The sequence below is a fragment of the Pseudomonas frederiksbergensis genome, from assembly GCF_017114915.1.
In the GTDB taxonomy this organism is placed as follows: Bacteria; Pseudomonadota; Gammaproteobacteria; order Pseudomonadales; family Pseudomonadaceae; genus Aquipseudomonas; species Aquipseudomonas frederiksbergensis_I.
The window spans coordinates 219,444-243,524 of sequence record NZ_JAAUOE010000002.1 but is presented as its reverse complement, the minus strand read 5'-3'; the positions used below and the strand labels follow the sequence as shown (position 1 = coordinate 243,524).

Below are 24,081 nucleotides of genomic sequence, written 5' to 3'. Positions count from 1 at the left end.
TCAGCTTTCCCAGCCCGCTTGATAGAGCTTGCCGTGGGCCTTATCCAGCGCCGCGCGAACGGCTGGCGAGTGCTGATAGATGTCAACGAATTTGATCAGCCGTGGGTCGGTTTTGCTTTTCGGCTGGATCACGAACTGGATCACGTATTCCTTGTGATCGAGACCGTCGAACAGCAGGGCGGAGCTGGCATCGAAGGTCTTCGACAGGCGGATGTAGGCCGGGTAACCCTGGACCAGATCGGCGTCGTCATAAGCGCGCACCAGTTGCACGGCTTCGACCTGGAGGATTTTGATTTTCTTCGGGTTGGCGATGATGTCTTCTTCGGTGGCCTTGTAGCCGACGCCCGGTTTGAGGGTGATCAGGCCAGCCTTGGCCAGCAGTTGCAGGCCGCGCCCGCTGTTGATCGGGTCGTTGGCGATGGCCACGCTGGCGCCTTCGGGCAACTCGGCGAAGCTTTTGTATTTTTTCGAATAGAGGCCGACGTTGTTGATGATGCCCGGGGCGAACGGCACCAGGTCAAAACCGGCGGCGGCCTTGGCGTTTTCCAGGAACGGGATGTGCTGGAAATAGTTCACGTCGATGTCACCCGAGGCGAGGCTGACGTTGGGGGCGATCCAGTCGCTGAATTCCACCAGTTCGACTTTAAGGCCTTGTTTGTTGGCTTCTTCTACGGCGGCTTCCAGGGGAATGGCGAAGGCGGCGGTGGTGCCGACCTTCAGTGGTGCGTCGGCGGCGAAGGTGACGGAGCTGAAGAGGCCGAGGGCCAGGGCCAGTGCTTTGACTGGGTGGGTTAAGAGTTTTCTGGTCATGGGATGTCTTCCAGTCAGTTAAGGTACGGTGTTCGATCGTTCCCATGCTCCGCGTGGGAATGCAGCCCGGGACGCTCTGCGTTCCACGAGCGGACGCGGAGCGTCCGTTGAGGCATTCCCACGCGGAGCGTGGGAACGATCAAGGAGTCAGTGTCGGTAGTGGGAGCCGGTATGTTGCTCAGGCAAATGCGCGTCACGCTGAAACAGCTTTTCCCGCAGGCTGCCGTTGTCGTAAGCGGTCTTGTACGACCCCCTGCGTTGCAACTCCGGAATCACCAGCTCAATGAAATCCACATAGCTTTCCGGCGTGACAATCCGCGTCAGGTTGAAACCATCCAGCCCTGTTTCCGCGATCCACGATTCCAGCTCATCGGCCACCTGCTGCGGCGAGCCGACGACGGTGATGTAGCGGCCACCGAGGGCGTGTTGTTCCAGCAGTTTGCGGCGGGTCCAGTCGTTGTTTTGCAGGTTTTTGGTGGCGGACTGGATGGCGTTGCTCTTCACGTACTGGATCGGTTCATCGAGTTCGTACTCGGAAAAATCAATCCCGGTGGAGGCTGAAAAATGCGCCACGCCGGCCTCGGCGCTGGCGTAGCGCAGGTACTCGGCATGCTTGGCCCAGGCCAGCGCTTCGGTGGCGCCAACGATCACGTTAAGGCCCATGAACACCTTGATGTCCTCAGGCTTGCGCCCCGCTTCGACGGCGCTGGCGCGAACCTTGTCCACCTGAATCCGGGTTGCTGGTTTGTTCTGGCCGCTGATGAACACGCACTCGGCATGCCGACCGGCGAACAGCAAACCGCGATCGGAACTGCCGGCCTGGAACAGCACCGGCGTGCGTTGCGGCGATGGCTCGCAAAGGTGATAACCCTCGACCTGATAGAACTCGCCCTTGTGCTCGACCTTGTGCACTTTGTCTGGCTGGGCGTAGATCCGCTGCTCGCGGTCGTTGAGCACCGCGCCGTTTTCCCAGCTGCCTTCCCAGAGTTTGTAGAGCACTTGCAGGTATTCGTCAGCCTGGTCGTAACGGCGGTCGTGTTCCACCTGTTCGCGCAGGCCCATGGCCTTGGCGGCGCTGTCCAGATAGCCGGTGACGATGTTCCAGCCGACCCGCCCATGACTCAGATGATCGAGGGTCGACATACGCCGGGCGAACAGATACGGCGGCTCGTAGGTCAGGTTGGCGGTCAGGCCGAAGCCGAGGTTTCTGGTGACCGCGGCCATGGCCGAGACCAGCAGCAGCGGGTCGTTGACCGGCAACTGGATCGACTCTTTGAGCGGTACGTCCACCGAGTTTTGATAGACGTCGTACACGCCGATGATGTCGGCGATGAACAAACCATCGAACAGTCCGCGTTCCAGCAATTGAGCCAGTTCAGTCCAGTATTCGATGGTTTTGTATTGGGTGGAGTTGTCCCGTGGATGGGTCCACAGGCCATGGTTGATGTGCCCGATGCAGTTCATGTTGAACGCGTTGAGCAGGATCTTCTTTTTGCTCATTAAATGGTCCCCCGCAACGGCGGGTTTTCATCGTTGAGGTAGTAATTGCCCACCGCGTGATACTTCCAGCGCACCGGGTCGTGCAGGGTATGCACCCGGGCGTTGCGCCAGTGACGATCCAGGCCGTGCTCGGCCAGAGTCGCCTGGCTGCCGGCCAGTTCAAACAACGTGCTGCCGGCGGCCAGGGACGTTTCGGTGCTGATGGCCCGGGCTTCGGCAACCGCAATCGACGCGGCGGCGACGGTCTGGGCGTTGGTGTCGGCCTGAGCCTGGTCGAGGAATTCGCCGGCTCGTTCCAGCAAGGCTTCGGCGGCGTGCAGGCGAATACTCAAGTGACCGAAACTCTTGATCGTCAGCGGATCTTCGGTGGCTTTTTCATGGGTGGCGTCGATCCACGGCCGGGTTTTGGTGCGCACAAAATGCAGCGCATCTTCATAGGCGGCGCGGGCGATGCCGGTGTCGATGGCGGCATGGAGAATCTGCGCCAACGGGCCGACGGTGGTCGGGCGCTCGAAGGCGCTTTGAAACGGGATCACGTCCTCGGCGGCGACATACACGTCTTCGAACACCACCGAACCGCTGCCGGTGGTGCGCTGGCCGAAGCCGCTCCAGTCGTCGATGACCGTCAGGCCTTTGCTGTTGCGCGGGACGAAGGCCAGTTGCTGCACGCCGTGTTCGTCCACCACTGATGTGGGAATGCGCTGGGCGTAAATAGCGCCAGTGGCGTAGAACTTGCGGCCGTTGATGCGATAGCCGTCGCCGTCACGGGTCAGGCGGGTGACGCGATCATGGGCGGTTTTGGTGCCCAGCTCCGCCAGGGCGTTGCCGAAACGCTGGCCCGCCAGCACTTCGGCGTACAGGCGCTTTTTCTGCTCCTCGGTGCCGTTCACACGGAGCACCTCGAGGGCGTAGAAATGGTTTTGCGGGATCTGCCCGAGTGAACCGTCGGCCTGGGCGATCAACGCGATCACCTTGGCCAGGGTGACGTTGGAAACCCCGGCGCCGCCGTATGCTTTTGGCACGCTGATGCCCCAGAGACCCGAACGGGAAAACACTTCCAGTTCAGGGTGCGGCAACCGACGTTCGCGGTCGCGCAGGGCGCTGTCGCGTTTGAAGTCGTCGGCCAGGTCACTGGCGACGATCAGGGCTTGCTCATCGCGGGTGATGACCGCGACGTGGTGAGAAAGAGTCATGGTCGTTAAATCCAGGAGTGGCGAGCGGGGAGTGTGCCGTTGAGGCGATAGGCGCCAACCGCGTGATACTTCCAGCGCACCGGGTCGTGCAGCGTGTGCACCCGGGCATTGCGCCAGTGGCGGTCGAGGTTGAACTCGGCGAGGGTGGCGCGGCTGCCGGCCAGTTCGAAGAGTTTTTCGCTGGCCAGCAGCGAGATCTCGGTGGTCAGCACTTTGGCCTCGGCAACGGCAATCGAGGCGCGTGCCGCAGACTCGGCGGTGAGCGGCGCGGCGCTGACCTGATCGAGCACTTGCCCGGCCTTGCGCAGCAGCGCTTCGGCGGCGTGCAGTTCGATTTTCAGCTTGCCGATATCAGCGATCACGTAGAGGTCGTCGCTGGCCCGTTCGACCTTGGCGTCGATCCAGGGCCGGGCACGGGTTTTCACGAACTCGATGGCGTCATCGATGGCGCCCCGGGCGATGCCGGCGTCGATGGCCGCTTGAATCAGCTGTGACACGGCGCCCTGAATATTGGGGCTGTCGTTGATCTTCCAGTTATCCACCACTAGCTCGGCATCGACCCGCACGTTGTTGAGCAAAAGGGTGCCGCTGGCGGTGGTGCGCTGGCCGAAACCTGACCAGTCATCAACGATGCGCAAGCCCGGTGTGCCGCGACGGACGAAGGCCAGCACTTGCTTGCCGTCGTCGTTCAGCGCCTTGACGGCCACCCAGTGGGCGAACAGGGCACCGGTGGAATAGAACTTCTGCCCGTTGATGACGAAGCCATCGCCGTCGGTGGTGATGCGCGCCTTGAGCTCCAGGGTATTTTTGGTGCCGCGCTCAGGGCCCGCGTTACCGATTCGCCAGCCTTCGAGCACACTTTTGAACAGCTGCTTTTTCTGCGCCTCGGTGGCGCTGCCCAGGATCAGGTTGAGAATCCCGAACTGGTTCTGCGGGATCTGCCCCAAGGCCGGGTCAGCCGCGGAAATGATCGCGAAGACTTCGGCCAGGGTGACAAATGAAACCTGCGGGCCACCGTACTCACGCGGGATGGCAATGCTGCCCAGGCCGCTGCGGGTGAACTGCTCGATTTCCGACCATGGCAGCTTGCGCTGCTGGTCACGTTTGGCGGCATGCAGGCGGGCGACTTGCGCCAGCTCATGGGCCGCCTTGATGGCTTGTGCGTCGTTGCGCAAGACCTGCGCGGGCAACAACAATGGGGCGATGTCCAGGTCACTCTGGACGATTGCATCTGCCAGACTGGACATCAGTGCCGCTCCTTGGCTGCACGCAATGCCCTGGCGATCTGCACTGGGGTGATTGTGTTCCGGACCATACCTACCTCACATCTCATGAAAGCGCCGCAAGGGTTGCGGCGAACGAAAAACACGAATGTCCGGTGGTCCGGTGTATATACCCTAAACGCGTATAAATAATTAATGAACTAACTTTTAGGAATATAGATAGAAGAGGTATCAGTCTCTTCCCTGTAGCAGCTGGCGAAGCCTGCGTTCGGCTGCGCAGCAGTCGTAAATCCTGAGCCCGCGATCAACCTGAATGACTGCGGTACACGGTTTTTGCGACTGCTTCGCAGCCGAACGCAGGCTTCGCCAGCTGCTACAGGGCCTCACCGCTTTCTGGGTTCTGCGGCTTTGAGCACTTCTTTGGGCGGCACTTTCAGGTAAGGATTGGCACAGCCGATTTTCAGTGTGCGCGCCGGTGCCCAGCGCGAGTTGTTACCCACGCGATCGAGGATGCAATAGGTCACTTCCAGTCGAAGGTCTTCGCCGGCTTCGAGAATGATCGCCGGGGGCACCCAGACCTGAATCGGCTGACCCACATCGCAAGGCTTGAGCTTTGGCAGGTCCATGCGCACATCGCCCCAGCGCAGGGTGATTTCGTCGTCGGCCGCCATGTTCAGGTACGGTTCGATGGTCAACGGCACGCCGCGTTTGACCTGATTCGGATTGACCCCCTGACGGCGAATGGTTTCAGGGATGAATACGGGCGCCAGGCTCTGGTTTTCTTCATCGTAAAGGGGGGAGGGCAGGCCGCCCGGGCAATCGAGTTTGATCTGGACGCGTGCCGTCGGCGATACCGCCGGCCCTTGCCCGACCTGCATCACCTTGTAATGGACGCGTGCAGAACCATTGGCAATGAAGCTTTCCGGCACCCGCAGGCTCACCGCTTTGCCGACATGGTCCACCCGCAACACGCTGGAGGCCACGTAGCAGCTGTTCCAGAACAGCTCGATCAGGTCGCCTTCGTCCATGCCTGGGTAGGGCGGCACATCGATCATGAGGTGAGCGGCCGAGGTGATGTTGATGCCGGCCTTGTGGCTTTGCGCCAGGGTCGGGGCTGCAAGTTCGGGTTTGTTCGAAGTGCTTGTCATGGGGTTTCTCTCCTTGAAGCCTTGCCGCGAAGTCCGTTTCTGAAAGTTTGAAAGGCGTGAATTCCCCAGCAACAAAACGATTCACTATTAATGCGCTTGAATAATGATTGAGTGTGATGACTGGCGCCTGTTGGGGACTAGATAAGAGCGCGTTCGAATAGGTGTCAATAGCGTTCGTTGGTTAAAGGTTGGCGCTTGGGTTATTCAGAAAATTCCTACGCGGTACAGTTAATAAACCACATGGCTCTGTCGAATTTAGTCTGGAATTTAGTGGGTTTTACGTCTGGTCGGCTGCAACCCATTGACTTTTAGTGGCGAGGAAATTTACGGATTTCAGGCGATATGAATATGTTGCAGGACATATATATGTAACGCATGGGATAACGGAAAGTTATTTAAGGTTCGGATGGATAAAATAGACGGTTGAGAGGTTTTTAGAAGAAGGGAATGTCACTTCCATCCATGGAAGTTGACGATTTTTTAGTGGGGTGCAATTAAGCGTTATTAAGGAACTTGCTGAGAAATTGCTTCGTCCGTTCTTCTTTCGGGTTGGCAAACAACGCCTTGGCTTCGCCCTGTTCGACGATCACACCCTTGTCGAAAAACACCACGCGATTGGCCACGTCCCGGGCAAAACCCATTTCGTGAGTGACGATCACCATGGTGCGTTTCTCCTCGGCCAGGCCGCGGATGGTCGCCAACACTTCGCCCACCAATTCCGGGTCCAGCGCTGAGGTCGGTTCATCGAACAGGATCACTTCCGGTTCCATCGCCAGCGCCCGGGCAATCGCCACACGCTGTTGCTGACCGCCGGAGAGACGACGCGGGTAAGCGTCTTCCTTGCCCGCCAGGCCGACCTTGGCCAACAGCTTTTTACCCAGGGCAACAGCGTCGGGCCGTGGGATCTTTTTCACCACGATCGGTCCTTCGATGACGTTTTCCAGGGCCGTGCGATGAGGGAACAGGTTGAAGTTCTGGAACACAAAACCCACGTGCTGGCGCAGGCGTCGCACCAGGCTCTGCTGCTGGTTCAGGGGGCGGCTGCCATCGATCTCGATGTCGCCGACCTTGATCCGGCCGCTGGAAGGTTCTTCCAGAAAATTCAGGCAACGCAGGAAGGTGGTCTTGCCCGAGCCGCTGGGGCCAATGATCGCCACCACCTCGCCTTCCTTCACCTGCAGATCGATGCCATTGAGCACCACTTGACCCTTGAATTGCTTTGTCAGTTTTTCCACGACAATCATGGGGTCAGGACTCCTGGTCGTGCCGATTGACCCGCGCTTCCAACTGATTCTGCAGGTGCGACAGTACCGTCGCCAGAACCCAGTAGATCAGCGCGGCGGCCAGATACATGGTGAAAATTTCGAAAGTACGGGCGGTGATCAGCTGCGCCTGGCGGAACAACTCCGGCACCTGAATCGTGGCTGCCAGCGCGGTGTCCTTGACCAGCGAGATGAAGCTGTTGCCCAACGGAGGCAGGGCTGTGCGCATCGCTTGCGGCAGGATGGCCCGGCGCAGGGTTTGCGCGCGGGTCATGCCGATACTGGCAGCGGCTTCCCACTGGCCGCGCTCGATGGAGCTGATTGCGGCGCGCAGGATTTCGCAGGCGTAGGCCGCCATGTTCAGCGAGAAGCCGATCAGGGCCGCCGGCAGCGGATCAAGTTCGATGCCCAGTTGCGGCAAGCCGTAGTAGATCACGAACAGTTGCACCAGCAACGGCGTGCCGCGAAAGAACGACACGTAGATGCGGGCGATCCAGCTCACCAGTTTGAAGCGCGACAGGCGCATCAATGCCAGGCCGAAGCCCATCAGCAGGCCGAAGAACATCCCGCCCAGGCTCAAGATGACCGTGTAGTACGCGCCCTTGAGGAGAAAGGGCGCGGAGTCCAGCGCAAGTTGGAAAGCTGCTTCCATTATTGAGTGACGTCAGCGCTGAAGTATTTTTCCGAAAGCTTTTTCAGCGTACCGTCGGCACGCAGCTTGTCGATGGCCTTGTTCACCGCGGCCAGCAGCTCAGGCTCGCCTTTGCGTAGGGCAATGCCGGCTTCCTGGCGGGAGAACGGTTCGCCGGCGGCGGCAGTGTCCTTGGCTTTCTTGGCGTATTCCAGCGCGGCGAGGCGGTCGATCAGAATGGCGTCGATGCGGCCGACGCGCAGATCCTGGAACTTGGTCGGATCATCTTCGTAGGTGCGGATGTCAGCCTTGGGCACATTTTCTTTCACCCACTGCTCGTAGTTGGTGCCCAGGCCTACGCCTACTTTCTTGCCGGCCAGATCGGCGGCGGTCTTGATGGTGTCTTTGTTTTTGGTCAGGGTCAGCGCCTGAATCCCGGAAACGGTGTACGGCTCGGAGAAGTCATACTTCTTCTTGCGCTCTTCGGAGATGGTCACTTGGTTGACCACCGCGTCCAGACGCTTGGACTCCAGGGCTGCGAGGATGCCGTCCCATTTGGTCGGTTGCAGTTTGACCTTCACGCCCAGTTCTTTGGCCAAGGCTTCGGAGAACTCGACTTCGAAGCCGGTCAGTTTACCGTCGGCATCGACGAAACTGAACGGTGGATAAGTACCTTCCAGACCGACGTTGATCACGCCTGCGTCCTTGATTTTTTGCAGTTGCTCACCGGCAACCGCTTGCCCGAGCAGGCCGGCGCTCAGCGCCAGGCCCAACGAGCCCACCAGCAGATTTCGACGTAGTGCGGAAAAATTCATGACAAGCCCCTGTGTTTTCTTATGGAAGACGCTTAAGGAAAGTTGGCAAATTCGGGATTTGAACGACTGCGATATCCTGCCCTAAAGCAGCTTATGCGTCTCGCTGCAAATTCGCCTGCGGCGTGACTATATGATGTCGTTTTTAGATGGGAAAATAATAAATATTAAGTTTGTTATTCTATTATGAGATATACGGGGTTGCTTGGAGATCGTTCCCACGCAGAGCGTGGGAATGCCTCTAGGGACGCTCCGCGTCCAGTGACGCGGAGCGTCACGGGCTGCATTCCCACGCTCTGCGTGGGACCGATCGGTTACAGAAAGTCTTTGTAGGCAAACAACGCCGGTGCCCCGCCGGTGTGCAGGAAAATGATCGGGCCGTCATCGAAGCGCTGACGCCCGATGCCGTCGAGCAAACCGGCCATGGCCTTTCCGGTGTATACCGGATCCAGCAACAACCCTTCCTGGCTCGCCAACAGCTTCACCGCCGCCAGCGTCCCGGCATTCGGCTCGCCATAACGCGGGCCGAAATATTCGTCCCACAATTCGACTTTGAAACTCGCCGGCAGGCTCACACCCAGCAACTCGGCCGTGTGCTCGGCGAGGCCTTGGACTTTCGGTCGTTGAGCTTCATCGCTACGTGAAACGGTCACGCCGATCACTGGCAAATCCGGCAGTACTTCGCTCAATGTCAGCGCCAGACCGCTATGGGTGCCGGCACTGCCGGAGGCCAGGACCACGGCGGCGAATTGCAACCCGGTGTCCTTGATCTGCTCGGCCAGTTCCAGACCCGCACGGACATAACCCAAAGCGCCCACTGCATTGGAGCCACCAATCGGCACCAGATAGGGTTTCTTGCCGTTGCTGCGCAGACGTGCGGCCAGCGCTTGCAATTGCTCGTCAGCGTTGTCGAGGTTTTCCACCAACTCGACCTTGGCATCGAACAGCTCCAGCAACAGCCGATTGCCATTGCCGACGTAGTTGCTATCGTCAGTGCCGAGCGGATTCTCCAGCAGCGCCACGCAGCCCAGGCCAAGCTTGGCCGCAATGGCGGCGGTCTGGCGCACATGGTTGGACTGGATCGCGCCAGCGGTGATCAACGTATCGGCCCCCTGGGCCAGGGCATCGGCGGCGAGGTATTCGAGTTTGCGCAGCTTGTTGCCGCCCAGTGCCAATGGCGTCAGGTCATCGCGTTTGACGTACACATCGCGGCCCAGCCAGGTCGACAGGCGTTCGAGTTTTTCCAGGGGCGTCGGGTGGCCAAGCAGGTCGAGGCGGTTAAAACGGGCAAGCTGTTGTTTGATCATGGGTCCGTACTGGCGGAGGAAGATGTCAGGACTATAGGCACGGGTATTTAGTGGGGCAACTGCCAATCGCTTATAGCCAAAAGTATTGATCACAGCACTATTGGTTCTTAATTCGGCTGCAAGCCGTTGCCGTAAAGTAATCGCCGTTGACGCGGCCAGACAGTCCGGCCGCCCGTGAGGAGTTTTTACCGTGAGCGAGCGTTCCAGCCATTGGCAATTGCAGACCATCGTCAGCCAACTGCGTACCGCGCGCGACCAGTGGCGCGCACAAAACGGCCGCGCCAGCGGCGAGCAGGGCGGTCGCGAGTTACCGTCCCGAGCGGCCATGGCGGACATTCTCGAAGCCTTGTGCGGTGCGTTGTTCCCGATGCGATTGGGGCCGGTGGATTTGCGCGAGGAGAGTGAGGACTTCTACGTCGGCCACACGCTGGACGTGGCCTTGAACGCGCTGCTGGCTCAGGCGCGACTCGAACTGCGCTACGCCGCTCGTCACGGTGGTGCTCAGGCCGATACTGAGGTCGAGACCAAGGCTGTTGAGATCATTCAGGACTTCGCCCTCGCGCTGCCGGGGTTGCGCAGTCTGTTGGACACCGACGTACTGGCGGCTTATCACGGCGACCCGGCGGCTCGCAGTGTCGATGAAGTGTTGCTGTGCTATCCGGGAATCCTGGCGGTGATTCACCATCGCCTGGCTCATCATTTGTACCGCGCCGGATTGCCGTTGCTGGCGCGGATCAGTGCGGAAATCGCCCACTCGGCTACCGGTATCGATATCCACCCTGGCGCGCAGATCGGTCGCAGTTTCTTCATTGATCACGGTACAGGTGTGGTGATTGGCGAGACCGCGATCATTGGCGAGCGGGTGCGGATTTATCAGGCCGTGACGTTGGGCGCCAAGCGCTTCCCGGCGGACGAAGACGGCCAGTTGCAGAAGGGCCATCCGCGGCATCCGATCGTCGAGGACGATGTGGTGATCTATGCCGGTGCGACGATTCTGGGTCGCATCACCATCGGCAAGGGCTCGACCATCGGCGGCAACGTCTGGCTGACCCGCAGCGTGCCGGCCGGGTGCAACCTGACCCAGGCGAATCTGCAGCATGATGATGGGACGCAGAAATAAGTCCCCAGCTTTGATCGTTCCCACGCTCTGCGTGGGAATGCCTCAAGGGACGCTCGCGTTCGCTCTTGGTGTGACGCGGAGCGTCACGGGCTGCATTCCCACGCAGAGCGTGGGAACGATCGTGTACTAGCGTAGGAAAGTTACCGCCCAGCCCTGCGATTAGTCCTTAGCACCCTATTCATGTTTAACTTGAACGTTCATTCAAGTTAAACCGGTGGTTCGCCGCCCGCTCACAACAGGAGGCTTGCCTTTGCTGAGTCCGATTTTTACAGCCACGTTTTTCCCCCTCGAGGTGCACCTTTGCTGAGTGCATCGTCCATCCCCGCAAGCGGCCAGGTCCGCATGAATCCGCCGGTGTTTTACTTCGCGGCGACCTTCATTTTGTTATTCGCCGTCGTGGTCATGGCGATCCCCGAACAGGCCGGTGCCTGGCTGTTGCAAGCGCAAAACTGGGCGGCCAATACGGTCGGCTGGTATTACATGCTCGCGATGACGCTGTATCTGGTCTTCGTGGTGGTCACCGCCTTGTCCGGCTACGGCAAGATCAAGCTCGGTGCCGACCACGACGAGCCCGAATTCAGTTACCTGTCGTGGGCCGGCATGTTGTTCGCCGCCGGGATCAGTATCACGCTGTTTTTCTTTTGCGTGTCCGAACCGCTGACGCACCTGGCGCAACCGCCCCAAGGTGAGGCCGGCACGGCGGAGGCGGCGCGTCAGGCGATGCAGATTCTGTTTCTGCACTGGGGCCTGCACGGCTGGGGCGTGTTCGCTTTCGTCGGCATGGCACTGGCGTATTTCGCCTACCGACATAACCTGCCGCTGGCCCTGCGTTCGGCGCTGTATCCGCTGATCGGCAAGCGCATCAACGGCCCGATCGGTTATGCAGTGGACGGCTTCGGCATCATCGCCACGGTGTTCGGCCTCGGCGCCGACATGGGCTTTGGCGTATTGCACCTCAACTCGGGCCTGGACTACCTGTTCGGCATCGCTCATACCCAGTGGATTCAGGTCGGCCTGATCACGCTGATGATGGGCGCGGCGATCATCGTCGCGGTGTCCGGCGTCGATAAAGGCGTGCGGGTGATGTCCGACATCAACATGCTGCTGGCCTGTGCGCTGCTGCTGTTCGTGTTGTTCGCCGGCCCCACCCAGCACTTGCTCAACACGCTGATCCAGAACCTCGGCGACTACCTCGGCGCCTTGCCGATGAAGAGTTTCGACCTCTACGCCTACGACAAACCCAGCGACTGGCTGGGCGGCTGGACGGTGTTCTACTGGGCCTGGTGGATTGCATGGGCGCCGTTCGTGGGCCTGTTCATCGCGCGGATTTCCCGTGGCCGGACCATCCGCGAATTCGTCTTCGGCGTGCTGTTGATCCCGCTCGGTTTCACCCTGGCGTGGATGTCGATCTTCGGCAACAGTGCCATCGACCAGGTCCTCAATCACGGCATGAGCGCGCTCGGTATGTCGGCCATCGACAACCCGTCGATGACGCTGTACCTGCTGCTGGAAACTTACCCATGGAGCAAAACCGTGATTGCGGTCACGGTGTTTATCAGCTTCGTGTTTTTCGTCACCTCCGCCGACTCGGGCACCGTGGTGTTGTCGACGTTGTCCGCCAGGGGCGGCAACCCGGATGAGGACGGGCCGAAATGGTTGCGAGTGTTCTGGGGCGCGATGACCGCGCTGGTGACCAGCGCGCTGCTGTTCTCCGGCAGCATCGACGCCTTGAAGTCAGCGGTGGTGCTGACGTCATTGCCGTTCTCGATGATTTTGCTGCTCATGATGTGGGGGTTGCACAAGGCGTTTTATCTGGAGTCGCAGAAGCAGATCGCGCAACTGCATTCCCTTGCGCCGGTGTCCGGATCACGGCGCGGTGGATGGCGTCAGCGCTTGAGTCAGGCGGTGCATTTTCCGTCTCGGGACGAGGTCTATCGCTTCCTCGATACCACGGTGCGCCCGGCGATTGAGGAAGTGACGGCGGTGTTCGTTGAGAAGGGTCTGCACGTGGTCGCTCAGCCTGATCCGGCCAATGACAACGTCAGCCTGGAGATCGGTCACGGCGAACTGCATCCGTTCATCTATCAGGTGCAGATGCGCGGTTACTTCACGCCGTCGTTCGCCCGTGGCGGCATGGGCTCCAAGCAACTCAACAACCGTCGTTACCACCGGGCCGAAGTGCATTTGAGCGAGGGTAGTCAGGACTACGATCTGGTGGGTTACACCAGGGAGCAAGTCATCAACGACATCCTCGACCAGTACGAACGGCACATGCAGTTTTTGCATTTGGTGCGTTGATCGATCGGTGGCCAGGCTTTTTGAAACGTTTCAGCATTTTCTCGAGTCCGAGGTTTATCGTCGCTTATCCGGGCGTATGCTGGGCAACTTGCAAAGCAGTCGATACCACATTCAAGACCGACAAGAGAGGATTCGATGACCTACACCGCTGCCGAAAACCGCTACGATTCCATCCCTTACCGCCGTGTAGGCCGCAGCGGGTTGGTGCTGCCGGCACTGTCCCTGGGCTTGTGGCACAACTTCGGCGACAGCACGCCGATCGATACCCAGCGTTCGTTGCTGCGCACGGCATTCGATCTGGGCATCAACCACTTCGACCTGGCCAACAACTACGGCCCGCCGTACGGCAGCGCCGAGATCAACTTCGGTCGTTTGCTGCGTGAAGACTTCAAGCAGTACCGCGACGAGTTGATCATCTCCAGCAAGGCCGGTTGGGACATGTGGCCGGGCCCATACGGGCAGGGCGGTGGTTCGCGCAAGTACGTGCTGGCCAGCCTTGATCAGAGTCTGCGACGCCTGGGCCTCGATTACGTCGACATCTTCTACTCCCACCGTTTCGACCCTGATACTCCGCTGGAAGAAACTGCCAGCGCACTGGCCACTGCCGTGCAGCAAGGTAAGGCGTTGTACATTGGCATCTCGTCTTATTCCGGAGTGAAAACCCGGGAAATGGCCGCGTTGCTCAAGGAGTGGAAAATCCCGCTGCTGATCCACCAACCGGCCTACAACCTGCTCAATCGCTGGGTCGAAAAGGACCTGCTGGACACCACCGATGAACTCGGCACCGGCGTGATCGCCTTCACGCCATTGGCTCAGGGGCTGTTGACCGACAAGTACCTCAATGGGGTGCCAGCGGATGCGCGGGTCAATCGACCGGGCGGTGGTTCGTTGCAGGCGTCGCACCTGTCCGAAGCCAACATCGCCCATGTGCGGGCGCTCAATGAAATCGCCAAGCGCCGCGGTCAGAGCCTGGCGCAGTTGGCGCTGGCCTGGACCCTGCGCGACCCACGGGTGACCTCGGCGCTGATTGGGGCGAGCCGGCCGGAGCAGATTATCGAGAACGTCGGGGCGTTGAAGAACTTGAGTTTTAGCGTGGAAGAATTGGCGCAGATTGATCGGTTTGCCCAGGAGGGCGGGATCAATTTGTGGGAGAAGCCTTCGGCGGCTGAGTAACTCCGTACTGATCGTTCCCACGCGCCGCAAAGGAATGCAGCCCGGGACGCTCCGCGTCCCATCCAAAGCCGAACGCAGAGCGTCCGTTGAGGCATTCCCACGCGGAGCGTGGGAACGATCGGCTCACCGAAAAAACGGTATATCCCCCAACACCGTCGCTCGCTGCATCACCCGCCGCGCCGGGCGGTAGTCGTCCACTGCGTAATGCTGGGTCACGCGGTTGTCCCAGAACGCGATGTCGTCTTTCTGCCAGCGCCAGCGAATGGTGAAGTCCGGCCGGGTGGAATGGGTGAACAAGAACTTCAGAATCACCTCGCTTTCCGTTTCCGACAATTCATTGATCTTCGACGTGAACCCTTCATTGACGAACAACGACCGACGTCCGCTCACCGGGTGCGTGCGAATCACCGGGTGTGACAGCGGCGGATTCTTGCGGCGCGCCTCTTCCCACTGGGCCAGGGCTTCAGGTGTGTTGCCATAGCGCTCCAGTGGAAACGAACGGGTGAAGTCGTGAGTGGCGGTCAGCCCTTCGAGCATGGTTTTCATCGGCGCGGACAATGCTTCGTACGCCGCAATACCGCTGGCCCATAACGTGTCGCCGCCAAACTCCGGCAGCAGTTTGGCGCTGAGCACCGCGCCCATGGCCGGGGTCGGCAGGAACGTCACATCGGTGTGCCAGATCGCATTGTCCCGAACGTCGGTGACGGCGGTGTCGAGGATCAGCACTTGCGGTTGTTCCGGCACGTTCGGGTAGATCGGATGAATATGCAGGTCGCCGAAATAGGCGGCGAAGCGCGCCTGCTGCTGCGGTTCGATAGGCTGGTTACGGAAGAACAGCACTTGATGCTTGAGCAGCGCCTGTTCGATGGCGTCGCGTTGCTCCACGCTCAGCGGCTGGCTGATGTCGATGCCGCTGATATGCGCGCCGAGGGCGCAACTTAAAGGGACGATGGTCAGGTGGCTCATGGTGGCCCTCTTCAATCCGGGGTGTCGACACATGAATATTCACTGAGCCTGGCCATGCCACGGCACCAGTTTGCGTTGCAGGGCGCGCAGGCCCATTTCCATGGCGAAGGCGATCAACGCGATCACCAGAATCCCCAGCACCACTACGTCGGTGACCAGGAACTGCGCGGCCGACTGCACCATGAAGCCCAACCCGCTGGTGGCGGCGATCAACTCGGCGGCCACCAGCGTCGACCAACCCACACCCAAACCAATCCGTACGCCGGTCAAGATGTCCGGCAAGGCACTGGGCAGAATCACATGCCGAATCAACTGCGCCCGAGTCGCGCCCAACGACTGCGCGGCGCGTAATTTGGCCGGGTCGACGGTGCGCACGCCAGTGGCGGTGGCAATCGCGATCGGGGCGAAGATCGCCAGGTAGATCAGCAAGACTTTCGACAACTCACCGATGCCGCACCAGATCACGATCAGCGGCAGATAAGCCAGCGGCGGAATCGGGCGATAGAACTCGATCAGCGGATCAAGAATGCCGCGGGCAATACGGTTGTGGCCGATGGCAATGCCAACTGGCACGGCGGTCAGCACTGCGAAGCCCAGGCCCAAGCCGATGCGGCTGAGACTTGCGCCCAAGTGCTGCCATAAGGTCGAATCCATGTAACCGGTGGTCAGCAGCAGCCAGCCTTTTTGCAGCACGGCGGACGGTGGCGGCAGAAATAGCGGTTCGATCAACCCGGTGGCGGTGACGGCCCACCAGATCGCCAACAATGCAATCAAGGTCAATACGCTGATTGCGCGTGTGCCGACGCTGCGACGCAGCACAATCGCCGTCGAGCCCGGTTTCACCGTCGTGGCGGGAATGTGATAGCTGCTCATGCACGCTCCTGCCGCTGAACGGCACTGCGTTGGGAGAACACTTTGGCGAGCACGTGTTCGCGGGTTTCGATAAAACGCGGGTCGGATTTGATCGAGCGTGCCGACTCCCCGGCGGCGTAACGCTGACCGAAATCCAGGCTCAGACGCTCGACAACTTGCCCGGGGTTCGGCGCCAGCAGAATCAGATCCGTGGCGAGGAACACCGCTTCTTCAATATCGTGGGTAATCAGGAACACCGGTTTGGCGGTGCGCTGCCAGACCTGCAACAGCAGCTCCTGCATCTGTTCGCGGGTAAAGGCGTCGAGGGCGCCGAAGGGTTCATCCATCAGCAAAACCCGAGGATCGGCGGCGAGGGCGCGGGCCAGGCCGACACGTTGTTTCTGTCCACCCGAGAGTTGCCAGATGCGGCGGTTTTCGAAACCGGAGAGGTCCACCAGCGCGAGCATTTCCCGGGCGCGGGTTTCGCGTTTTTCTCGGGGAATACCGGCCAGTTCCAGACCGAAACCGACGTTGGCCAGCACGTCCTGCCAAGGCAGCAGAGCGTCATCCTGGAACACCACGCCGCGCTCGGCGCTCGGGCCTTTGACCGGTACTCCATCAAGGGTGATGCGCCCCGTGCTGGGCTCGACGAAACCGGCAATCAGATTCAACAGCGAAGTCTTGCCACTGCCGGAGGGGCCGAGGGCGACCAGCAACTGCCGGGGCCCAAGGCTCAGGGAAATATCCGCCAGCACCGGTTCCGCTGCGCCGGGGTACTGTGCGCTGATGCGCTCCAGCTGTAGCAAAGCCATCGCGGTTAACTCCCGATCAGTTGGTGATGTACTTGGCGCTGACGTACGGCGCGTAGTCCGGCAGCACGGCCTCGACCTTGCCCTGTTCCTTGAGAAACACCGCCGTGTCGGTGATGGCTTTGGTGGTCGGCGCGCCGAGGGTGATCACCTGATCAGCTGCCAACGGGAAGACGTTGCCTTGCAGCAGCAACGGAATGTCGCTGGCCTTGGCACCGGAGAGTTTCACCAGTTTGTCGACGTTGCTTTGATTGGCCAGCCAGGCGTTCGGATCCTTGCGGTAGTCGGCGTAGGCATCGAGGGTCACTTTGGCGAAGGCGGTGACGATTTCAGGATGCTTCTCGGCGAAATCCTTGCGCACGATCCAGGCATCGAAGGTTGGCGCGCCGAACTTGGCCAGCTCGCCGGAGGTAATCAGCACTTTGCCGTTTTCCTTGGCTACACCGAGGGCCGGGTCCCACACGTAGGTGGCGTCGATGTCACCGCGTTTCCATGCCGCGATGATGGCTGGCGGCGCGAGGTTGAGCACGGTGACTTTCGACGGGTCGATGTTCCAGTGTTTCAGCGCGGCCAGCAGGCTGTAGTGGCCGGTGGAAACGAACGGTACGGCAACTTTCTTGCCGATCAGGTCTTGCGGGGTCTTGATCCCGGAACCGTCGCGGGCGACTAGCGCTTCGGCGGCACCGATCTGGGTGGCGATGAGGAAGGTTTCCACCGGGACTTTACGGGTAATCGCTGCCGTCAGGGGGCTGGAGCCGAGGTAGCCGATCTGCACATCGCCGGAAGCGATGGCCGCGATGATGTCGGCGCCATTATCGAATTTTCGCCAGTTGATGTCGGCTTTGGTGGCTTTTTCGTAGGTGCCGTCGGCTTGAGCGACTTTGGCCGGGTCAACGGTGGTTTGGTAGGCGACGGTCACGTCTGCTGCCTGAGCCAGGAAACTCGCCGCAGCCAGCGACGCGGCGGCCAGGAGGCGAAGGGAGGAAGTCAGTTTCATGGGAAAGCTCCTTGTCAGGCGACCGGGAAGTCGGCGTCAAAGGAGACTAAATGATATAAGAAACTTAAAATAAATAACTTTTTCGAATTATCTTATGAGCGGAAAATTCTAAGAGAGGTCGTTGTGGCGAGGGGGCTTGCCCCCGTTCGGCTGCGCAGCAGTCGTAACACAGACGACTCGGTTTATCCGAATGTTGCATGTATCGGTTTTGGGACTGCTGCGCAGTCCAACGGGGGCAAGCCCCCTCGCCACAGGGGACCTGCTCTGACAGCTTAGTTACTGATCGCCAGAATACTCGCCTGATACGCCCCGACAAACACATCGAAATCGCCGACTTCATTCCGTTCCAGCTCCGCCTGCTGAGCCAACGACGAACGTGCCAGTTCTTCAAATTTAGCCTGCTCTTCGCCTGAAAGCGGCTCGCTGCGGAAAAATTCGGCATGCGCCCGGCTCTGGCGCAAGGAGAACCGGGCGAAGCTCTCCTTGTGCTCGGCCATGGCCGCCAGCACTTGCGCCGATGGCGTCAGGGACGAGTCCTTGACCTTGGCCAGTTGGGCGTCCAGTGCCTTGCGGTGGGCATCGCCGCCATGGGTCTGATCCAGCAACGCCGCCAATGGCGCAATTTTTTCCAGCAACTCGTCGGCCCATTCCTTCAGGTCCACCGCTTGGCCATCACGTTGCAGTTGCAGGCCCGGACGACGACCTTCCTTGACCACGCTGAGGAAGTTCGACGTTGCGTTACCGCAGCTGGTACTGGTCAGCAGCGGGCTGTCGTTCAGCGCGCAGTACAGCAGGAACGCGTCGAGGAACCGGGATTCGGTGAGGTCGATGCCCATCGGCAGGAACGGGTTGATGTCCAGACAGCGCACTTCGACATACTGAATGCCACGGGCCACCAGCGCCTGGATTGGCCGTTCGCCGGTGTAAGTCACGCGCTTGGGACGGATGTTGGAGTAGTACTCGTTTTCGATCTGCAGGATGTTGGTGTTGAGCTGAACCCACTCACCGTTCTGGTGCGTACCGACCTCGACGTACGGCGGGTAAGGCGTGGCCACCGCCTGGCGCAGGCTGTCGGTGTAGCTGGTCAGATCGTTGTAGCACGGCGTCAAGCCGGCCTGGGCGTTGCTCTGGTAACCCAGATCGCTCATGCGCAGGCTGGTGGCGTACGGCAGGTACAAGGTGTCTGGGTCCAGCTGTTCCAGTTGATGCGGGCGACCGCGCAGGAAACCGGCGTCCAGCGCCGGCGAGGCGCCAAACAGGTACATCAGCAGCCAGCTGTAGCGACGGAAATTGCGGATCAGCGCAATGTAGGCCGACGACTGATAATCGCGGTCGGTGCCGTCAAAGCCTTCAGCTTCTTTGAGCAGCGGCCAGAGCTTTTCCGGCAGGGAAAAGTTGTAGTGAATCCCGGCAATGCACTGCATGGTCTTGCCGTAGCGCAGGGCCAGGCCCTTGCGATAGACATACTTGAGCTGACCGATGTTGGAGGTGCCGTAATAGGCGATCGGGATGTCTTCCTCGGCCGGCAACGGGCACGGCATCGATGGACTCCACAGGTACTCGTTGCCGAGCTTGCTGTAGGCAAAACGGTGAATCCTGTCCAGGCTCGCCAGCATATCCGCCGGGTCTGGCAGGGCGGGCGTGATGAACTCCAGCAGCGACTCGGAATAGTCGGTGGTGATTTGTTCGTTGGTCAGCGCGGAACCCAGTGCTTCAGGGTGCGGCGTTTGCGCCAGGCGCCCTTCGCCGGTCACGCGCAGGCATTCACGTTCGATGCCGTGAAGGCACTGTTCGAGCAGAGAGAGGTTAGCGCGCTCGCCGAGCAGAGCCAGGCGGCGGTTGAGAAGTTCGCTCAAGTTGGATTCCTTCACGCGTCAGTCGCCCCAATATGGGGGTGGGCAAGACGGTCTACAAGGGTGAAGTTAAAACTGGCGTTTTCGCCTGGTTTTGTAGGAGTGGGCTTGCTCGCGAAGAGGGGGGTGTCAGTCAACATTGAAGTCGCCTGACACTCCGCCTTCGCGAGCAAGCTCGCTCCTACAGGATTCGTTGAGCCGAAATTAACTCAAATTGATGACCAGTAGCTACAGGACAGCGAACGTGCCTTGTGCTTTTGCGACCAGTTTGTCGCCTTGCATCACATCGGCTTCGACCACCAGCGTCCGGCGGCCCGGATGGATCACCCGTGCCGTGCACATGACTTCACCGTCGGCGACGGCGCGGATGTAGTTGATCTTGCACTCGATGGTCGCGCTCTGCTGGTCAAAGCCGTGGGTGCTGGAGCAGGCCAGCCCCATGGCAATGTCCACCAGACTGAACAAGGCCCCACCGTGCAGTTTGCCGCCGCGATTGCGCAGTTCTGGCTCAAGCGCCAGGGCGACTTGCGCCACCCCGGCTTCCAGGCTGTGCAAGCGACATCCCAGCAGCTTGAAAAACGCGCTTTCGGTCAAGCCGGCCGGGATCTCCATCAGCGTTTCTTCAACTGCTTGGCGTTGGCGAACAGCGAGGCCATGGCGTTGTTGGCCGGGGCCGCTGCCGTGGTTTCCTTACGTGGTGCAGTGTTCTGGGATGGGCGCGGTGCCGACCCCGGACGTGCACCACGGGCACCGTCGATCTTCTCGCCCGGGGTGTCGCTCATGCGCATCGACAAGCCGACGCGTTTGCGCGGGATGTCGACTTCCATGACCTTCACCTTGACCACATCACCGGCCTTCACCGCTTCGCGCGGATCCTTGATGAACTTCTCCGACAGCGCGGAAATGTGCACCAGACCGTCCTGATGCACGCCGATGTCGACGAATGCGCCGAAGTTGGTCACGTTGGTGACCACGCCTTCGAGGATCATCCCCGGTTGCAAGTCCTTGAGATCTTCGACGCCATCCTGGAATTCGGCGGTCTTGAACTCTGGACGCGGGTCGCGACCGGGTTTTTCCAGCTCTTGCAGGATGTCGGTGACCGTCGGCAGGCCGAACGTTTCGTCGGTGTACTTCTTCGGATCCAGGCGCTTGAGGAACGCGGCGTCGCCGATCAGCGAGCGAATGTCGCGGTCGGTTTCAGCGGCAATGCGCTGCACCAGCGGATAGGCTTCCGGGTGAACCGCGGACGAATCCAGCGGGTTGTCACCGTTCATCACACGCAGGAAACCGGCGGCCTGTTCGAAGGTTTTTTCACCCAGGCGGGCGACTTTCTTCAGCGCCGCACGGGTTTTGAACGCGCCGTGCTCGTCGCGGTGGGCGACGATGTTCTGCGCCAGGGTCGCATTGAGACCGGAGATGCGTGCCAGCAGCGCCACGGAGGCGGTATTGACGTCGACACCCACGGCGTTCACGCAGTCCTCGACCACCGCGTCCAGGCCGCGCGCCAGTTTCAGCTGCGACACGTCGTGCTGGTACTGGCCGACGCCGATGGATTTCGGATCGATCTTCACCAGCTCGGCCAGTGGATCCTGCAGGCGACGAGCGATGGACACCGCGCCACGGATCGACACGTCCAGGTCCGGGAATTCCCTGGAAGCCAGTTCCGACGCCGAGTACACCGATGCACCGGCCTCGGAGACCATGACTTTGGTCATCTTCATGGCTGGGTATTTTTTGATCAGTTCAGCGGCCAGTTTGTCGGTCTCGCGGCTGGCGGTGCCGTTACCGATGGCGATCAGGTCCACCGAATGCTTGGCGCACAGGGCGGCGAGCACGGCGAGGGTCTGGTCCCACTTGTTGTGCGGCACGTGCGGGTAAACCGTGGCGTGGTCCAGCAGCTTGCCGGTGGAGTCGACCACGGCGACCTTGCAACCGGTGCGCAGGCCCGGGTCGAGGCCCAGGGTCGCGCGCGGGCCGGCCGGAGCGGCCAGCAGCAGATCGTGCAGGTTGTGGGCGAACACGTTGATCGCTTCGGTCTCGGCGCCATCGCGCAGTTCGCCCAGCAGGTCGGTTTCCAGGTGGGTGTAGAGCTTGACCTTCCAGGTCCAGCGCACCACTTCACCCAGCCATTTGTCGGCAGGGCGGTTCTGATTCTGGATGCCGAACTGCTGGCCAATCATGCCTTCGCATGGGTGCATGGTGCCCGGCAGTTCGTCGCCGACTTTCAGCGCGGAGCTGAGAATGCCTTCGTTGCGGCCACGGAAAATCGCCAGCGCGCGGTGGGACGGCATGCTTTTCAGCGGTTCGTCGTGTTCGAAGTAGTCGCGGAACTTGGCGCCTTCCTCCTCTTTGCCGGCGATCACGCGGGCGCTGAGGGTGGCTTCCTGCTTGAGGTAGTTGCGCAACTTGTCCAGCAGGCCGGCGTCTTCGGCGAAGCGCTCCATGAGGATGTACTTGGCGCCTTCAAGGGCGGCCTTCACATCGGCCACGCCTTTTTCGGCGTCGATGAAGCGCGCGGCTTCGGTTTCCGGGCTCAGGGTCGGATCGTTGAACAGGCCATCGGCCAGCTCGCCGAGGCCGGCTTCCAGGGCGATCTGGCCCTTGGTGCGGCGCTTCTGCTTGTACGGCAGGTACAAGTCTTCAAGGCGGGTCTTGGTGTCGGCGAGTTTGATGTCGCGCTCGAGTTGCGGGGTCAGCTTGCCTTGCTCTGCGATGCTGGCAAGGATGCTGATACGCCGTTCGTCGAGTTCTCGCAGGTAGCGCAGTCGCTCTTCCAGATGACGCAGTTGCGTGTCATCGAGGCTGCCGGTCACTTCTTTCCGGTAGCGGGCGATGAAGGGCACCGTGGAGCCTTCATCGAGTAGCGCGACGGCCGCTTCGACCTGTTGTGGGCGTACACCGAGTTCCTCGGCGATGCGGCTGTTGATGCTGTCCATAAAACCACCTGACAAATTGTGAAAGCAGGCTCGCAGGCGCACAGATAAAGGCGCGGCGAGTCTGGTTGAGCGGCCTGGCGTGCACCGCTACCTGGATCAACAGGCTTGCCGTTGACCCGTGAAATCGAACAATTACTGCCAGCACCATGAAAATAAAAAGCGGCTACCGGCAATAACGATCAGACGTTGCCTGACACAAAAGGCCGCGCATTATAACCAGCGTTCGGTCATGCGGGGGCATTGAAGGCTATAGGCGCAAAGGCCGGTTTTCTGGCGGGGCAGGAAAAATCTGCTAACAATGCACACGGTGCGTATAACGGCAGCTACGCCATAATGCGCGCCGAGCTAAAAGGAGCATCCAATGAGCAGCACTGCACAAACTGCTGAAGGCGAAAAAATTCTTATCGTTGACGACGATCCGGGGCTGAGCAGCCTGCTGGAGCGCTTTTTCGTCAGCAAGGGCTACCGCGCCCGCACCGTCCCGAACACCGAACAAATGGATCGCCTGCTGGCGCGTGAAGTGTTCAACCTGGTCGTCCTCGACCTGATGCTGCCCGGCGAAGATGGCCTGACCGCCTGCCGTCGTCTGCGTGCGGCGAACAATCAGATTCCGATCATCATGCTCACCGCCAAGGGCGACGAGCTGAGCCGCATCAAAGGCCTGGAGCTGGGCGCCGACGACTACCTGGCCAAGCCGTTCAACCCGGACGAATTGATGGCCCGGGTCAAAGCGGTGCTGCGGCGCCAGGCGGCACCAGTGCCGGGCGCACCGGGTAGCGAAGACGAAAACGTCACGTTCGGCGATTACGTATTGTCCCTGGCCACCCGCGAACTCAAGCGCGGCGACGAAGTGCATATGCTCACCACCGGTGAGTTCGCGGTACTCAAGGCCCTGGTCATGAACGCCCGTCAGCCACTGACCCGCGACAAGCTGATGAACCTGGCCCGCGGCCGCGAGTGGGATGCCCTGGAGCGTTCCATCGATGTGCAGATCTCCCGTCTGCGCCGGATGATCGAGCCCGATCCGTCCAAACCACGCTACATCCAGACCGTCTGGGGCGTGGGTTATGTGTTCGTTCCGGATGGCGCCGCCACGAAGTGATTGATGATTTGTAGGAGCGGGTCTTGCGGGTAACGGGTCGGATGGCCTTGGCCGCAGACTCGCGATCCGCAATATGCGAGCATGGCTCG

20 protein-coding genes are annotated in these 24,081 nt (G+C 60.5%); 4 read left to right on the top strand and 16 right to left on the bottom strand.

What is annotated here, in order from left to right:
• The 9 genes from HCU66_RS02645 to HCU66_RS02605 form a co-directional block, all read right to left on the bottom strand.
• Positions 1 to 810: a MetQ/NlpA family ABC transporter substrate-binding protein gene (locus HCU66_RS02645; RefSeq protein ID WP_205886993.1), complete on the bottom strand. Its 810-nt coding sequence runs from the start codon at positions 808 to 810 to the stop codon at positions 1 to 3.
• Positions 811 to 957: 147 nt separating this feature from the next.
• Positions 958 to 2,310: an LLM class flavin-dependent oxidoreductase gene (locus HCU66_RS02640; protein ID WP_205886991.1), complete on the bottom strand. Its 1,353-nt coding sequence runs from the start codon at positions 2,308 to 2,310 to the stop codon at positions 958 to 960.
• Positions 2,310 to 3,503: an SfnB family sulfur acquisition oxidoreductase gene (locus HCU66_RS02635; protein ID WP_205886989.1), complete on the bottom strand. Its 1,194-nt coding sequence runs from the start codon at positions 3,501 to 3,503 to the stop codon at positions 2,310 to 2,312. The genes HCU66_RS02640 and HCU66_RS02635 overlap by 1 nt, the downstream gene beginning before the upstream one ends.
• Before the next feature lie 5 nt (positions 3,504 to 3,508).
• The gene (locus HCU66_RS02630; protein ID WP_205886987.1) at positions 3,509 to 4,750 is read right to left on the bottom strand and encodes an SfnB family sulfur acquisition oxidoreductase; all 1,242 of its coding nucleotides are present in this window, start codon (positions 4,748 to 4,750) and stop codon (positions 3,509 to 3,511) included.
• A gap of 359 nt (positions 4,751 to 5,109) precedes the next feature.
• Positions 5,110 to 5,874, bottom strand: a complete 765-nt coding sequence (locus HCU66_RS02625; RefSeq protein WP_205886985.1) for a hypothetical protein — start codon at positions 5,872 to 5,874, stop codon at positions 5,110 to 5,112.
• A gap of 494 nt (positions 5,875 to 6,368) precedes the next feature.
• Entirely contained in the window at positions 6,369 to 7,118 is a 750-nt protein-coding gene (gene tcyN / locus HCU66_RS02620; protein ID WP_205886983.1) for an L-cystine ABC transporter ATP-binding protein TcyN, read from the bottom strand.
• A 4-nt stretch (positions 7,119 to 7,122) separates the two neighbouring features.
• On the bottom strand, positions 7,123 to 7,788 hold the full coding sequence (tcyL, locus tag HCU66_RS02615) for a cystine ABC transporter permease (protein WP_205886981.1): 666 nt from the start codon (positions 7,786 to 7,788) through the stop codon (positions 7,123 to 7,125).
• On the bottom strand, positions 7,788 to 8,582 hold the full coding sequence (tcyJ, locus tag HCU66_RS02610) for a cystine ABC transporter substrate-binding protein (protein WP_205886979.1): 795 nt from the start codon (positions 8,580 to 8,582) through the stop codon (positions 7,788 to 7,790). Before tcyJ ends, tcyL begins: the two co-directional genes overlap by 1 nt.
• A 311-nt stretch (positions 8,583 to 8,893) precedes the next feature.
• The gene (locus tag HCU66_RS02605; RefSeq protein WP_205886976.1) at positions 8,894 to 9,886 is read right to left on the bottom strand and encodes a D-cysteine desulfhydrase; all 993 of its coding nucleotides are present in this window, start codon (positions 9,884 to 9,886) and stop codon (positions 8,894 to 8,896) included.
• Between the two features lie 190 nt (positions 9,887 to 10,076).
• Here HCU66_RS02605 and epsC point away from each other — a divergent pair, with 190 nt between their 5' ends.
• The 3 genes from epsC (at position 10,077) to mgrA (ending at position 14,477) form a co-directional block, all read left to right on the top strand.
• Complete coding sequence (epsC, locus tag HCU66_RS02600) at positions 10,077 to 11,006, top strand: serine O-acetyltransferase EpsC (protein WP_205886974.1); 930 nt, start codon at positions 10,077 to 10,079, stop codon at positions 11,004 to 11,006.
• A gap of 342 nt (positions 11,007 to 11,348) precedes the next feature.
• Positions 11,349 to 13,304: a choline transporter BetT gene (betT, locus tag HCU66_RS02595; RefSeq protein WP_205886972.1), complete on the top strand. Its 1,956-nt coding sequence runs from the start codon at positions 11,349 to 11,351 to the stop codon at positions 13,302 to 13,304.
• A gap of 135 nt (positions 13,305 to 13,439) precedes the next feature.
• Entirely contained in the window at positions 13,440 to 14,477 is a 1,038-nt protein-coding gene (gene mgrA / locus HCU66_RS02590; RefSeq protein ID WP_205886970.1) for an L-glyceraldehyde 3-phosphate reductase, read from the top strand.
• Between the two features lie 123 nt (positions 14,478 to 14,600).
• On the opposite strand, the gene tauD is transcribed toward mgrA, so the two are convergent.
• The 7 genes from tauD to HCU66_RS02555 form a co-directional block, all read right to left on the bottom strand.
• On the bottom strand, positions 14,601 to 15,443 hold the full coding sequence (gene tauD, locus HCU66_RS02585; protein WP_205886968.1) for a taurine dioxygenase: 843 nt from the start codon (positions 15,441 to 15,443) through the stop codon (positions 14,601 to 14,603).
• 39 nt (positions 15,444 to 15,482) lie between these two features.
• Positions 15,483 to 16,316 carry a taurine ABC transporter permease TauC gene (gene tauC, locus HCU66_RS02580; RefSeq protein WP_205886966.1) on the bottom strand — a complete coding sequence of 278 codons (834 nt, stop codon included), beginning with the start codon at positions 16,314 to 16,316 and terminating at the stop codon, positions 15,483 to 15,485.
• A complete protein-coding gene (tauB, locus tag HCU66_RS02575; protein WP_205886964.1) occupies positions 16,313 to 17,107 on the bottom strand; it encodes a taurine ABC transporter ATP-binding subunit in 795 nt (264 codons plus the stop codon). The genes tauC and tauB overlap by 4 nt, the downstream gene beginning before the upstream one ends.
• 16 nt (positions 17,108 to 17,123) lie before the next feature.
• Positions 17,124 to 18,101, bottom strand: coding sequence for a taurine ABC transporter substrate-binding protein (tauA, locus tag HCU66_RS02570; protein ID WP_205886962.1), 978 nt, complete (start codon positions 18,099 to 18,101; stop codon positions 17,124 to 17,126).
• A gap of 272 nt (positions 18,102 to 18,373) precedes the next feature.
• Entirely contained in the window at positions 18,374 to 19,957 is a 1,584-nt protein-coding gene (gshA, locus tag HCU66_RS02565) for a glutamate--cysteine ligase (RefSeq protein ID WP_205886961.1), read from the bottom strand.
• Positions 19,958 to 20,182: 225 nt separating this feature from the next.
• Complete coding sequence (locus HCU66_RS02560) at positions 20,183 to 20,566, bottom strand: PaaI family thioesterase (protein ID WP_192346434.1); 384 nt, start codon at positions 20,564 to 20,566, stop codon at positions 20,183 to 20,185.
• The gene (locus HCU66_RS02555) at positions 20,566 to 22,890 is read right to left on the bottom strand and encodes a Tex family protein (protein WP_205886959.1); all 2,325 of its coding nucleotides are present in this window, start codon (positions 22,888 to 22,890) and stop codon (positions 20,566 to 20,568) included. The genes HCU66_RS02560 and HCU66_RS02555 overlap by 1 nt, the downstream gene beginning before the upstream one ends.
• 361 nt (positions 22,891 to 23,251) lie before the next feature.
• Here HCU66_RS02555 and ompR point away from each other — a divergent pair, with 361 nt between their 5' ends.
• On the top strand, positions 23,252 to 23,992 hold the full coding sequence (ompR, locus tag HCU66_RS02550) for an osmolarity response regulator transcription factor OmpR (protein ID WP_205886957.1): 741 nt from the start codon (positions 23,252 to 23,254) through the stop codon (positions 23,990 to 23,992).
• Positions 23,993 to 24,081: the final 89 nt, after the last annotated feature.